This is a genomic window from uncultured Draconibacterium sp., from assembly GCF_913063105.1.
GTDB lineage: Bacteria > Bacteroidota > Bacteroidia > Bacteroidales > Prolixibacteraceae > Draconibacterium.
In genome coordinates this window covers 1-13,257 of sequence record NZ_CAJXYQ010000006.1, presented here as the reverse complement: position 1 = coordinate 13,257, position 13,257 = coordinate 1, and the positions used below count along the sequence as shown (strand labels likewise).

The following is a 13,257-nucleotide window of genomic DNA, read 5'->3' as shown; positions in this document are numbered from 1 at the left end:
GAAAAAGTGTGGTTCTGATTTTTATTTATTCAACAACGGTATCAAGTACTTCTGCAAACGCCGTTAAAAATACGTCGGCCTGTGTTTTTGTAAGACTTAACGGAGGCAGCAACCGTATGATATTTTGTCCTGAAACACCGGTGAAAATTCCGTAATCGAACAACAGTTTCCGGCGAATATCAGCAATTGGTTGTTTAAATTCCAGACCGATCATTAATCCTTCTCCTCTGATCTCAAACTCTGCATCTATCTCCGCCAGTTTATCCATCAGGTAATTTCCTACTGACTCTGCATTCTCCACCAGCTTTTCGTCTTTCATTACGTCCAGAACTGCAATGGCAGCAGCACAGGCCAGGTGATTTCCGCCAAAAGTGGTTCCCAGCATGCCAAACCACGGCTCAATTTCCGGCTGAATCAGCACGCCTCCAATAGGAAATCCGTTACCCATTCCTTTTGCCATTGTTACAATGTCGGGTTTAATATCGGTATGCTGGTAAGCGAAGAACTTGCCACTTCGTCCGTAGCCCGATTGTATTTCGTCGAGAATAAGAACTGCTACATATTTTTCTGTCAGTTGTTTTAGCTTGGTAAGGAACTCGGTGTCGGGTACGTAAATTCCTCCAATTCCCTGAATTCCCTCAACAATTACTGCTGCAACATCACCTTGTTTCAAAACATCTTCGGTAGCCTTTATGTCGTTAAACGGAAGAATTACAGCATTATCTGTTTCGTTAACAGGAGCAATAATTTTCGGATTATCGGTAATGGCAACGGCTGCCGATGTACGACCGTGAAAGCCTTTTTTATAACTGATTATTTTCTTTTTACCAGTAATAAAAGATGCAAGTTTCAGTGCATTTTCGTTGGCTTCGGCTCCCGAGTTGCACAAGAAAAGCTGGTAGTCTTCACATCCTGAAATTTTGCCTAGTTTATCAGCTAATTCAGTCTGTAGCGGATTTTGTACTGAGTTAGAGTAAAAGCCAATTTGCTGAAGCTGCTGAGTAATTTTTTTTACATAGCAGGGGTGACTGTGTCCGATTGAGATTACTGCATGCCCGCCATAAAGGTCAAGATATTTCTTTCCGTCGGCATCCCAAACGTAACATCCCTCGGCTTTTACCGGGGTAATGTCGAAAAGTGGATATACGTTAAATAGTTCCATATTCAATTCTTTCTCGCAGATTACGCTGACAAACGCTGATTTTGTCTGTGTTAATCTGCGCTATCTTTGTGCAATTGTTTTAAAAAGCTACCGGTTTTAAGTTGAGTCCGGCTTTTTCGTCTAACCCAAACATCAGGTTCATGTTTTGAACTGCCTGTCCGGATGCACCTTTTATTAAATTGTCGGTTAAACTGATTATAACCAGTTTGGTGCCGTGTTTTTCCAGGTAAAGTACGCCCTTGTTGGTGTTTACCACTTGTTTTACTCCCGGGTTTTTATCGCTTATAAAAACAAAGGGGTGGCCGGCGTAATACTCTTTATAAATTTCGTTGGCTTCTTCAAGCGAGCCTTCAAATTTTGTATAACAAGCCACAAAAATACCTCTTGTGTGGTTTCCACGAATGGGCACAAAGTTGAAGTCTTTTTCAAAACCAGCTTGCAATTGTGTAAGGCTTTGGATGATTTCGCCCTCGTGCTGGTGCTCGAAAATTTTGTAAGCCGAAACATTGCTGCTACGCCAGCTAAAATGCGATGTTGCGGTTGGTTTTTGTCCGGCACCGGTTGAGCCTGTTATTGCTTGTACATGAATTTCGTCCTGCAATAAGTTGTTGGCAGCCAATGGCAACAGTGCCAGCTGAATTCCGGTGGCAAAACAGCCCGGGTTGGCAATGCGTTCTGACGATTCAATTTCTTCGCGGTTTAGTTCGGGCAAGCCATACACAAAGTCGTTACCGGCTCTTTTTAGCCTGAAGTCGTGGCTTAAATCTATAATTTTTAAATATTTAGGAAAATTGTGTTTTTCCACAAATTCTATCGATTTGCCATGTCCCATACAAAGGAAAATAACATCAACCTCATCAAAAGGCATCTGATCGGTGAACGTGATTTCCGTTTCGCCCAACAAATCAATGTGCACATCCGAAATCAGGTTGCCGGCATTGCTCGTGCTTTGTATAAAGCCAATTTCAACCTGCGGATGATTCAGTAAAATTCTCAACAGCTCTCCGGCAGTGTATCCGGCTCCTCCTATAATTCCAACTTTAATCATCCTATAATTTGTTATTTACCTTGTTGTAGATTTTTAAGGAGTTCGATAAGATTTTGGTAAACCCTTTAACGTCGTCGGCTGTCCATGCTTCAACGGTTTCGCCGTACTCTCCAAATCCCGAGTTCATCAGGTCGTGTTCCGATTCAATACCAACCAGTTCAAAGTGGTAAGGTTTAAGTTTTACGATTACTTTTCCGGTAACATTTTCCTGGGTCGATTCCAGAAAATCTTCGATGTTTCGCATAACCGGTTCCTGGTACATGGCTTCGTGTAAAAACATGCCGTACCAGTTACTCAGTTGTTCTTTCCAGTAGGCCTGCCACTTGGTTAAGGTATGTTTTTCCAGTAGGTGATGTGCTTTAATGGTAATCAGCGGGGCGGCAGCTTCAAAACCAACACGGCCTTTAATACCAATAATGGTATCTCCAACGTGGGTGTCGCGCCCAATGGCGTATTTTGATGCTACAGTCTCCAGCGCACGAATTACTTCGGGACCGTTTTCGTAAAATTCTCCGTCGAGCGATACCAGTTCTCCTTTTTCAAAACCCAATTCGATGGTTTGTTCGCCTGTGGCTTTCAGCTGGCTTGGATAAGCTTCTTCGGGCAGATTTTTGTTGGTGGTTAGCGTTTCTTTTCCGCCAACGCTGGTGCCCCAAAGCCCCTGGTTAATGGAGTATTCCATTTTGGTAAAATCGGCCTCAAAACCATATTTTTTTAGGTAGTCGATTTCGTACTGGCGGGTTAAAAGCATATCGCGGGTAGGCGTTATTATTTCAATCTCAGGTGCCAAAACCTGGAAAGTAAGGTCGAAGCGAATCTGGTCGTTTCCGGCGCCTGTGCTGCCGTGTGCAATATATTTTGCATCAATTTCTTTGGCGTACTCAATAATGGCAATGGCCTGAAATGCGCGTTCTGAACTTACCGAAATGGGGTAGGTGTTATTTCGCAATACATTTCCGTAAACCATGTAGCGAATGCATTTTTCATAGTATTCGTTGGTAACATCAAGTGTAATGTGTTCAACGGCTCCAAGTGCCAGTGCCCGTTTTTCAATCTCTATTAGTTCCTCGTCAGAGAAACCTCCTGTGTTGGCAATTGCTGTGTAAACATCATATCCTTTTTCTTCCTTTAAGTATTTTACACAAAACGAGGTATCTAAACCACCGCTAAATGCCAGTACCAATTTTTTACTCATGTCTAAATATCTTTAAAAGAGTGACGGCCTTATACTATTCAAGTTAAGTCTGTAGCTGTCCGTTGAATAATTTACCGTCACTCTACTTGTTTTTCTTTAATAGTTTGTTTTTCTTTTTTGCTACCCCCGGCTTTCGCTTCGGTATCAAATCAAGTAAACTTCTTTTTCTAATGCCATTACCATTCGTATAAGTTGGTTTTTCCCACGCCGGGTCGTATAACATTCCGGTGCAAAGGCATTTTGTTCTGCCGGTTCGTTCCAGAATGTCGTGGTTTATACAGCCGGTGCATCCTTTCCAAAAATGATCATCCAGGGTTAACTCCGAGAAGGTAACAGGACGATAACCCAACTCGTGATTGATTTTCATTACGGCCAGTCCGGTGGTCAAGCCAAAAATTTTGGAGTTGGGGTATTTCTTACGCGAAAGCTCAAAGGCTTTCTTTTTAATGGCTTTTGCCAGTCCTATTCCGCGGTAATCTTCGGCAACAATAAGCCCCGAGTTGGCCACGAAGCCTTTTTCCTGCCAGGTTTCTATGTAGCAAAAACCTGCGAACACTTCACCTTCTTCCAGCGCAATTATTGCTTTCCCCTGCTTCATTTTATCAGCAAGGTATTCAAAGGTTCGGCGTGCAATACCCGTACCTCTTTGTTTCGATGCACTATCGATGGCATCGTTTATATCGTCGATGAATTTCAGGTGATTTTCGTCGGCAATTAATACTTTGATGTTATTTAAGCTCTTCATCCTTCGATCTACAATTTGTCTTTTAGCTTTGGCATAATTTTAAATAATGCCTCGGTCAAATCATTTTTCGATATTCCTTCCCTTTGAATAATTAAAATCGTGTCGTCTCCGGCAACTGTTCCCAAAATCTCCCAGGGGCTGGCGGTGTCTATCACCGCAGCAATGCTGCTGGCATATCCGGGTACCGTTTTTAATACGGCCAGATTGCCCGAAAACTGTAAATCCTGAAATCCGTCGGCCAGGTAATTAATGCGGTTAATGTGTTCTGCACTATGCTTTTCTGTTAGTCCGTTTTCGGGTATGGTATAAACATAGCCTTTAACCGGATGTGGTACTTTTGCAACCTGTAGCACTTTTAAATCGCGCGACAGGGTGGCCTGCGTTAAGTCGAAGCCCCGGCGCTTTAATTCAACCAATAATTCATCCTGGCTGTGTACATTGCCTTTTTGAATTATTTTTCGGATTTCAAGTTGTCGTTGTATTTTATTCTTCATTGAATAAATATTCATTTATGATGCAAAAATATGCATTTTTTAAGAAAAGCAGGTATGAAATTCAGAATATTTTCTATTTTTGTGACGGAAATGATATTTAATTCATGTTCTTAACATTTATGATTGCGAGAGTGTATTTGAAAATAAGTATAAAGAATAACTGAAATGCGTTTGAACTATTTTAGGGCAAGCGCATTTTTTTTAATTATTAAATCGGAAAATGTATAAAGTAAAACAGGCAAAATTAACTCTTGAAGACGGTACCGTTTTTATAGGGAAATCGTTTGGAAGCGAGAAAGCGGTAGCCGGAGAGGTAGTTTTTTATACCGCAATGACTGGGTACCCGGAAAGTTTGACTGATCCATCTTACACCGGCCAGATCCTGGTGTCGACTTACCCAATGATTGGGAATTATGGTGTTCCTTTTAATCAAAAAGAAAATGGGATACATAAGTTTTATGAATCGCATAAGTTGCATATTTCCGGATTAATAATTTCTGATTATTCGTTTGAATTCAGTCACTGGAATGCTGAAAAAAGTTTGAGCGACTGGTTAAAAGAATATGATGTTCCGGGTATTTTTGATATTGACACGCGAGCCTTAACAAAAACTTTACGTGAGAAAGGCTCGATGTTGGGCAAAATTGAATTTGAGGAGGAAATAGACTTTTACGACCCGAATAAAGAAAACCTTGTGGCAGTGGCAAGCTGCAAAGAGCGTGAGGTTTATGGCAATGGCGAACACAAAGTAGTGTTAATCGACTGTGGAGTAAAAAACAACATTATGCGTTGCCTGATTGACAGGGGAGCTACCGTAATTCGTGTGCCATGGGATTATGATTTTTCAAACGAAGAATTTGATGGACTCTTTATATCAAATGGTCCGGGAGACCCGGCGATGTGCGATGTTACTGTTAGCTACATAAAAAAGGTAATTGGCGATAAGAAGCCGATAATGGGGATTTGTTTGGGGAACCAGTTGCTGGCACGTGCTGCCGGAGCCGACACCTTCAAATTGAAGTACGGACACCGTAGCCATAATCAGCCGGTATTGCTGCAAGGCACCAACAAGTGTTACATTACCTCGCAAAACCATGGTTATGCGGTGGCAACTGAAACACTGCCAGCCGACTGGGAGCCATTGTTTACCAATGTTAACGATGAAACAAACGAAGGAATAAGGCATAAAACCCTTCCGTTTTTCTCTACGCAATTTCACCCTGAAGCAGCAAGTGGGCCGGTAGATACCGAATTTTTGTTTGATGAGTTTATCAAAAATATTGAAGCTTCTAAAAAATAATCATTCACCGAAATTTTTAAAAATATCATGATAGATACACACATTAAAAAAGCTATTGTTCTTGGTTCGGGAGCACTAAAAATTGGCGAGGCCGGTGAGTTTGATTATTCCGGGTCTCAGGCCCTGAAAGCCCTGAAGGAAGAAGGAGTTGAAACGGTTCTTATTAATCCGAATATTGCAACCATTCAGACTTCAGAAGATATTGCAGACAAAATTTACTTTTTGCCTGTTACGCCTCATTTTGTTGAAGAGGTGATTAAAAAAGAAAAACCACAGGGTATTTTGCTGGCATTTGGTGGACAAACTGCATTAAACTGCGGGGTTGCACTATACGAATCGGGAGTACTTGAAAAATACAATGTTGAAGTGGTGGGTACACCTGTTCAATCCATTATTGATACCGAAGACCGCGACATTTTTGCCAAAATGCTCGACGAAATTGATGTGAAAACCTGTAAAAGTATAGCCGCATCAAACATGGCAGAGGCAAAAGCAGCTGCTAAAGAGGTTGGTTTTCCTATTATTATTCGAGCAGCTTATACGCTTGGTGGCCTGGGCTCTGGTTTTTGCGAAAACGAGGAAGAACTGGAAAAACTGGCCGGAAGTGCATTTTCTTATTCGCCACAAATTTTAATTGAAGAATCAATTAAAGGATGGAAAGAAGTGGAATACGAGGTGGTTCGAGATAAACACGACAATTGTATTACCGTGTGTAACATGGAAAACTTCGATCCGCTGGGAATTCACACGGGTGAAAGTATTGTTGTAGCGCCCTCGCAAACCTTATCAAATTCGGAGTACCACAAGCTTCGTGCTATTTCAATAAAAATTATCCGCCGTGTTGGTGTAATTGGCGAATGTAACGTACAATTTGCACTCGATCCGCATTCGGAAGATTATCGGGTAATTGAGGTAAATGCCCGTTTGTCACGTTCGTCGGCACTGGCATCGAAAGCTACCGGTTATCCGCTTGCTTTTGTGGCAGCCAAACTTGGTTTGGGTTATGGTTTACACGAACTGAAAAACTCGGTAACCAAGGTAACCACCGCTTGTTTTGAGCCTGCACTCGACTATTGTGTGGTTAAAATACCACGTTGGGATTTGAGCAAATTTGTTGGCGTTTCAAAAAACATCGGAAGCTCTATGAAATCGGTGGGCGAGATTATGGCCATCGGACGAACATTTGAAGAGGCCATTCAAAAAGGTATTCGAATGGTTGGACTTGGAATGCACGGTTTTGTTGCCAATAAAGAAGAAATTACCATTGAGGGTATTGAAGAGGAGCTGACAAATCCTACCGACAGACGAATTTTTGCCATTGCCGAAGCATTCAATAAAGAGTACTCTATTGATGCGATTCATGAAAAAACAAAAATCGACAAATGGTTTTTGCAGAAACTAGGCAATATTCATAAAATAAAGCTGGAGTTGCAGGAGATAAACGAGTTGGAAAAATTACCAATTCCTTTATTAAAAGCATCAAAACAAGCCGGTTTTTCCGATTTTCAGATTGCACGCCTGGTTCTAAACAGTAAGGGGACAAGCATTAACGAAGACTTGTTAAAAGTTAGGGCTTACCGAAAAGCTAACGGCATTGTTCCGGTGGTAAAACAAATTGATACCCTGGCCGGAGAATACCCCGCACAAACCAATTACCTGTACCTAACACATAACGGTACCGAAAACGATGTTACTTATTTAGGCGATCATAAATCGGTAATGGTACTTGGTTCGGGTGCATACCGGATTGGAAGCTCGGTAGAGTTCGACTGGTGTAGTGTAAATACCATAAACACCATTAAAGAGCAGGGTTATCGTTCGGTAATGATTAACTACAACCCTGAAACGGTAAGTACTGATTATGATACCTGCGACAGACTTTATTTTGACGAGTTGACTTTTGAGCGTGTAATGGATGTTTACGACCTTGAAAACCCGCATGGTGTGGTTGTTTCAATGGGTGGTCAGATTCCGAATAACCTGGCAATGAAATTAGACGGGCAAAATGTTCCGATTCTTGGAACATCGGCCAAAAAGATTGATAATGCAGAGGACCGTGAGAAATTCTCTTCATTGCTTGATGATTTGGGAGTAGACCAGCCACGCTGGGCACGTCTGTCAACCATCGACGAGATTCACAAGTTTGTTGATGAAGTAGGGTATCCGGTGTTGATTCGTCCTTCGTACGTACTTTCTGGTGCTGCAATGAATGTGGTTTCCAATCCCGATCAGTTGGAACATTTCCTTGAAATGGCTGCCAACGTATCGAAAGAGCACCCGGTGGTTGTAACCGAATTTATTGAGCAAGCCAAAGAAATTGAAATTGATGCAGTGGCCAATAAAGGAGAAATGGTGGCTTATGCCATTTCGGAGCACGTAGAGTTTGCCGGTGTGCACTCGGGCGATGCAACCATTGTTTTTCCACCGCAAAAACTGTATGTTGAGACCATTCGCAGGGTGAAAAAAATTGCCCGACAAATTGCCAAAGGCCTTGAAATTACCGGGCCATTTAATATGCAGTTTCTGGCAAAGGATAACGATATTAAAGTTATTGAGTGCAACCTGCGTGCATCGCGAAGCTTCCCGTTTGTATCGAAGGTTATGAAGCTTAACCTGATTGAAATTGCCACCAAGGTGATGCTGGGAATTGATGTGCCGAAGCCGGATAAATCGCTTTTTGAATTGGATTATGTGGGGGTGAAAGCACCGCAGTTTTCGTTTGCACGTTTACTGAAAGCTGATCCTGTTTTAGGAGTTGATATGTCGTCGACCGGAGAAGTTGGCTGTATTGGCGAGACATATTATGAAGCCATGCTGAAAGCCATGTTATCGGTAGGTTACAATTTCCCGAAAAAGAATATTCTTATTTCTTCGGGGCCATCTCGTGGTAAACTGGAGTTGCTAAACAGTGCAAGAATGTTGGTTGAAAAAGGATACAACATTTTTGCCACTGAGGGAACACACAAATTCTTCCGCGAAAATGGCATTGAGAACACCCTGATATACTGGCCTGATGAAGAAGATCAGTCGCCAAATACCATTGAAATGATCAAGGAAAAGAAAATTGATTTGGTAATTAATATTCCGAAAAACCATACCAAGCGAGAGCTGAAAAATGGTTACCAAATCAGACGAAGCTCCATTGATTATAACATTCCGCTTATAACCAATGCCCGTGTGGCAAGTGCTTTCCTTTACGGAATTTGCAGGTACAACCTGGATGATGTTCAGGTAAAAAGCTGGGATGAATATAAAGCATAAAATTGCAGTTTTAACGATAGAAAAGCTCCGGCCATTGGTTGGAGCTTTTTTTTATTGCACAGCAGGGGCAGTAAGTTTTGTACGCTAAAAGAAAAGTCTAAACCTGGTTGTTTCGATACTCGCGCGGCGATTGACCAATGTATTTTTTAAAAATTTTGCAGAAATAGGCATTGCTTTTATAGCCGCACAATTCGGCAATTTCAATGCACGATTGCGATGTGGTATTTAAAAGCAACTGTGCTTTTTCAATACGTTGGGTATTAATGTAATCGCGAGGTGTCAAATGCGTTAGCTGCTTAAATTTTCGGGTAAAATGTGCAGGTGATAAATGAACCATATTTGCCAGTTCTTCAATCGCAAGGTTTTCGTTTAAATGACGGTGAATGAATGTAACTGCAGATAAAATATTGCCTGAATCGCTGGTCCCGAAATCTATTTTTGCGGCACCAATAAATTTTGATAGCAAGAGGTAAAGTAAGCCCGATGATGCCAAACTGCGCTGAACATCTTTTAGGCCATGGTTCCAACACCTGCTGTTTAGGCGTTGGTAAATGTTTGGGTCTTTGGCAGGCAGTTCCATATTCGGATTTGCCTTCCACAGTTGCTTAAAATAGGCATAGTGCTCATCGGTAGCTTCAATTTCAAAACTAAAGTTAAACAGCTGGTAAATGCTTAGGTGATTAGGAAGCTGTATGGTGAATGTGGCATAAAAGTGTGTCATTTCATCTTTGCAGGTGTAGCTGCACGGGGTGAAGCTGGGCACCAGGTACAGGTGGCCTTTTTTCAAATGGATTTTTTTATCTGCTGTAAAAATGTGCGCTTCTCCGGCGGTAACTAAATATAACCGGCTAAACGAACTGATGATGTTTTTATAATTCCATTCGGCGCCAACCTTACAGTAGGCAACTGACGAGAGGTTAAAAGTTATGCTCTTTAAAAGTTCTGAGCTATCCATGCCTGTGTTTTAAAATAACAAAGTAAAAATAGTATAAAACCCGGCAAATAATTGACTTAAAAATTAACAATGATTGAAAAGTGCAACTATATATTTGTTTTGTGAAACAATAATGTGGCTTCCGGTAGTAATTTTGGTTTTGAATTAGAACCAAAAACCAATGTTTAATTATACCGGAAAATCAACTTCGCTTGACCGAAGCGAAAATGCACAAAAAAAAGTGAAGCGCCTGCAGATGGCAGCAGGTCACCAGGAACCCGACCGTATTCCCATCGGTGAGTTTTTCTGGAACAGTTTTATCAATCGCTGGAGAATCGAACTGGGCTTGCCAAAAGATGCCAATCCGTATTATCATTACGATTTGGATTGGATTGTTGTTAATCCGAATATGGATCCGCACATAAAGAACTTTAAAGTGTTGTTTAACAACGAAGAGGAAGTGCAAGTGGAAACGGGCTACGAAGTGGAAATGCGAAAACGCCACGATTTTCCGATGCCTGAAATGATAAAATGGAAGGTGGACACCATTGAAAAATTACTTGACTTTACGTTTGATAACCCCTATGATAAACGCAGGTATTTTGCGGCGGGCGACGACCATATTAATGGAGTTGGCGACACTTTCGAGCAAAATATACCGGCTTGGATTGACCGCGTAAAATCGTTTTATCCCGATTTTGCTGTTTTTGGAGGTGTTGGCGAAATTAACGAGTGTCTTACCCGATTAATAGGGCAGGAAAATGCCATGCTGTGGTCGATGATGCACTACGACAGTTTTCCGAATGCCATTGCTAAAATCGGGCAGTTTTATTTTGACATTTGCAAGGCGCAGGTTGAAGCAGCAGACGGCCTGCTCGATGGTATGGTAATTTGGGGAGATGTGGCTTATAAAAACGGCCTGTTTTTCGACCCCGAATACTGGCGTGAACATTTTAAACCCTGGGTGAAAAAGATGGTAGACTATTGCCACGAAAAAGGCCTGATGGTGATTTACCACGGTTGTGGAAACGTAAATGCAATTTTTGGGGATTACATTGAGCTGGGGGTAGATTTTTATAACCCCCTTGAAGCAAAAGCGAATATGGATGTAAATTGCCTGCGCGAAAAATATGGTCATGCAATTGGTTTTTGTGGCAACAACAACGTTATGGATTGGGAAACTGGTGATAAAAACCAGATTAAAGCCGATGTGCTTAAAAAACTGCAGGCTGCCAGAGGAGGTAGTTTTATTTTTCAGTCCGACCATTCGGTAACGAGCCAGGTTTCAGGCTCAACATACGATTTTATAATAAAACTGGTAAGAGAGCACGGTAACTATCCCTTAAAATTGTAGCGCTTCCGGTTTTGTTTTACTGCGAAAATTCAAATCAATAAATTAAAACTTAAAAAGCTTGCAATGAAAAAACTGACAGCAGCAATTACGATGGCAATTATTTGCTTCAATTTTTATTTTGCCCGGGCGCAAAAAACATACGAACCTACATGGGAGTCGTTAAAACAATACGAATGCCCCGAATGGTTCCAGGATGCCAAATTCGGGATTTATGCACATTGGGGGGTGTATTCCACAGCCAAATGCCCGGGTACTCCCGATTGGTACGGCCACAATATGTACGTTGAGGGGCATCCCAATAATACTTTTCATGTTGCAACTTATGGGGCTGTGGATGAGTTTGGCTATAAAGACCTTGTGCCGCTTTTTACTGCACCAGAGTTTAACGCCGACGAGTGGGCCGATTTATTTGTAGAGGCAGGGGCTCGTTTTGCAGGCCCGGTGGGCGAACATGCCGATGGCTTTGCCATGTGGGATTCGGATGTAAATCCGTGGAATGCAGTAGACAAAGGACCAAGACGCGATATTGTGGCTGAGATGGAAAAGGCCATTCGAAAACGTGGTCTGAAATACGTGGTAAGCTTGCATCATTCGTGGTTGTGGGGCTGGTTTCCGGTTTGGGACTCCAACACCGATTGTGCCGACCCAGCCAATGCCTCGTTTTATGGCGAAAAAGTGCCTGAAACGGCCTGGCAAACAAAAGATTCGAAAAATTATTACCAGGTAAGTCCGATGCCAGGTGCTGATTTTGAGCGCGTTTGGCTTGAAAAAGTGAAAGAAGTGGTTGATGGTTATTCGCCCGACTTGCTCTGGTTTGATAACCGCATACAGATTCTTTCGGAGGAAGTGCGCCGCCAGATGATGGCTTATGCCTACAATCATGCCGAGAAAAAGCAGCAGGAATTTGTATTGACTTTTAAACGTCCTGATTTTCCGTTGGGCACCGGTACAGTTGACCTGGAGCGTGCGCGTATGCCTGAAATTTACCCGGAGCCCTGGTTAACCGACAATTCGGTATCGAACACTTCGTGGACCTGGTCAACCGACTTGGAATGTTATACAACCAACCGCTTAATAGACGACCTTGTTGATATTGTAAGTAAAAATGGCTGCCTCTTGTTAAATGTTGCACCGCATCCCGATGGTTATATTCCTGAAACGCAAAAACAACGCCTGCGTGAAATGGGAAAATGGTTGAAACTAAATGGTGAGGCAATATACGAAAGTCGCCCCTGGTTAATTTATGGCGAAGGCCCGACAGAAACCCTAAAAGGACACCTGGCCGACATGAAATTTAAGGGTTTTGGCGATGAGGATATCCGCTTTACCACACGCAAAGGGCAGTTGTATGCCATAGCCATGGGATGGCCCGAATCGGGAGTTTTGGCAATAAAATCATTGGGGGCAAGCTTTTATAACGGAAAAATTGAAGGAGTAGAGTTGATAGGTTCAGCTGCTGATTTAAAATGGAAACAGAATAAAAATGCCCTGGAGATTGAATTACCCGAAACAAAGCCTTGTGAGCATGCTTTTGTATTTCGAATTAAATAGTGGATCAGTTAGAATTTCAGGTGGAGCAACTCATTTAATTAGCTTGCTATAATATGAAAGCCGAATCAATTAATAAGCTTAAACCCTCGCCGGGCAGGCCTTCATTTAGCTAAGGCTGATTTCCGCTGCGCTCCAATTCTCCTTAGATGAGAAACGAAGCAAAGAATCAAGTCAAAAATAACCTTTGTGTTTTTTCAAAGTTACCAAATAGCA

Annotated in this window: 10 protein-coding genes; 4 read left to right on the top strand and 6 right to left on the bottom strand. The window is 42.0% G+C overall.

Going from position 1 to position 13,257, the window contains the following annotated elements:
- Positions 1 to 25 precede the first annotated feature (25 nt).
- From QZ574_RS07375 to QZ574_RS07355, 5 genes are all read right to left on the bottom strand, one after another.
- Complete coding sequence (locus QZ574_RS07375; RefSeq protein WP_297088370.1) at positions 26 to 1,162, bottom strand: aspartate aminotransferase family protein; 1,137 nt, start codon at positions 1,160 to 1,162, stop codon at positions 26 to 28.
- A 79-nt stretch (positions 1,163 to 1,241) separates the two neighbouring features.
- Positions 1,242 to 2,210 carry an N-acetyl-gamma-glutamyl-phosphate reductase gene (argC, locus tag QZ574_RS07370; RefSeq protein ID WP_297088367.1) on the bottom strand — a complete coding sequence of 323 codons (969 nt, stop codon included), beginning with the start codon at positions 2,208 to 2,210 and terminating at the stop codon, positions 1,242 to 1,244.
- Position 2,211: 1 nt separating this feature from the next.
- A complete protein-coding gene (locus tag QZ574_RS07365; protein ID WP_297088365.1) occupies positions 2,212 to 3,405 on the bottom strand; it encodes an argininosuccinate synthase domain-containing protein in 1,194 nt (397 codons plus the stop codon).
- Between the two features lie 82 nt (positions 3,406 to 3,487).
- On the bottom strand, positions 3,488 to 4,150 hold the full coding sequence (locus QZ574_RS07360) for a GNAT family N-acetyltransferase (protein WP_297088363.1): 663 nt from the start codon (positions 4,148 to 4,150) through the stop codon (positions 3,488 to 3,490).
- An 8-nt stretch (positions 4,151 to 4,158) separates the two neighbouring features.
- Entirely contained in the window at positions 4,159 to 4,644 is a 486-nt protein-coding gene (locus tag QZ574_RS07355) for an ArgR family transcriptional regulator (protein WP_297088361.1), read from the bottom strand.
- 220 nt (positions 4,645 to 4,864) lie between these two features.
- Here QZ574_RS07355 and carA point away from each other — a divergent pair, with 220 nt between their 5' ends.
- Both carA and carB read left to right on the top strand, forming a co-directional pair.
- Positions 4,865 to 5,944, top strand: coding sequence for a glutamine-hydrolyzing carbamoyl-phosphate synthase small subunit (carA, locus tag QZ574_RS07350; RefSeq protein ID WP_297088359.1), 1,080 nt, complete (start codon positions 4,865 to 4,867; stop codon positions 5,942 to 5,944).
- Positions 5,945 to 5,971: 27 nt separating this feature from the next.
- Entirely contained in the window at positions 5,972 to 9,205 is a 3,234-nt protein-coding gene (carB, locus tag QZ574_RS07345; RefSeq protein WP_297088357.1) for a carbamoyl-phosphate synthase (glutamine-hydrolyzing) large subunit, read from the top strand.
- Positions 9,206 to 9,302: 97 nt separating this feature from the next.
- On the opposite strand, the gene QZ574_RS07340 is transcribed toward carB, so the two are convergent.
- Positions 9,303 to 10,160, bottom strand: a complete 858-nt coding sequence (locus tag QZ574_RS07340) for an AraC family transcriptional regulator (RefSeq protein ID WP_297088356.1) — start codon at positions 10,158 to 10,160, stop codon at positions 9,303 to 9,305.
- A 160-nt stretch (positions 10,161 to 10,320) separates the two neighbouring features.
- On the opposite strand from QZ574_RS07340, the gene QZ574_RS07335 reads away from it, so the two are divergent.
- Entirely contained in the window at positions 10,321 to 11,493 is a 1,173-nt protein-coding gene (locus QZ574_RS07335; protein ID WP_297088352.1) for a uroporphyrinogen decarboxylase family protein, read from the top strand.
- Positions 11,494 to 11,556: 63 nt separating this feature from the next.
- Positions 11,557 to 13,044, top strand: coding sequence for an alpha-L-fucosidase (locus QZ574_RS07330; RefSeq protein WP_297088350.1), 1,488 nt, complete (start codon positions 11,557 to 11,559; stop codon positions 13,042 to 13,044).
- Positions 13,045 to 13,257 lie beyond the last annotated feature (213 nt).

Excerpts from the sequence above, each read along its gene's own strand:
- QZ574_RS07330 (WP_297088350.1), top strand. The coding sequence starts at position 11,557 with ATGAAAAAACTGACAGCAGCAATTACGATGGCAATTATTTGCTTCAAT.
- QZ574_RS07340 (WP_297088356.1), bottom strand. The coding sequence starts at position 10,160 with ATGGATAGCTCAGAACTTTTAAAGAGCATAACTTTTAACCTCTCGTCA.
- carB (WP_297088357.1), top strand. The coding sequence starts at position 5,972 with ATGATAGATACACACATTAAAAAAGCTATTGTTCTTGGTTCGGGAGCA.
- argC (WP_297088367.1), bottom strand. The coding sequence starts at position 2,210 with ATGATTAAAGTTGGAATTATAGGAGGAGCCGGATACACTGCCGGAGAG.
- QZ574_RS07355 (WP_297088361.1), bottom strand. The coding sequence starts at position 4,644 with ATGAAGAATAAAATACAACGACAACTTGAAATCCGAAAAATAATTCAA.
- QZ574_RS07335 (WP_297088352.1), top strand. The coding sequence starts at position 10,321 with ATGTTTAATTATACCGGAAAATCAACTTCGCTTGACCGAAGCGAAAAT.
- QZ574_RS07360 (WP_297088363.1), bottom strand. The coding sequence starts at position 4,150 with ATGAAGAGCTTAAATAACATCAAAGTATTAATTGCCGACGAAAATCAC.
- QZ574_RS07365 (WP_297088365.1), bottom strand. The coding sequence starts at position 3,405 with ATGAGTAAAAAATTGGTACTGGCATTTAGCGGTGGTTTAGATACCTCG.
- carA (WP_297088359.1), top strand. The coding sequence starts at position 4,865 with ATGTATAAAGTAAAACAGGCAAAATTAACTCTTGAAGACGGTACCGTT.
- QZ574_RS07375 (WP_297088370.1), bottom strand. The coding sequence starts at position 1,162 with ATGGAACTATTTAACGTATATCCACTTTTCGACATTACCCCGGTAAAA.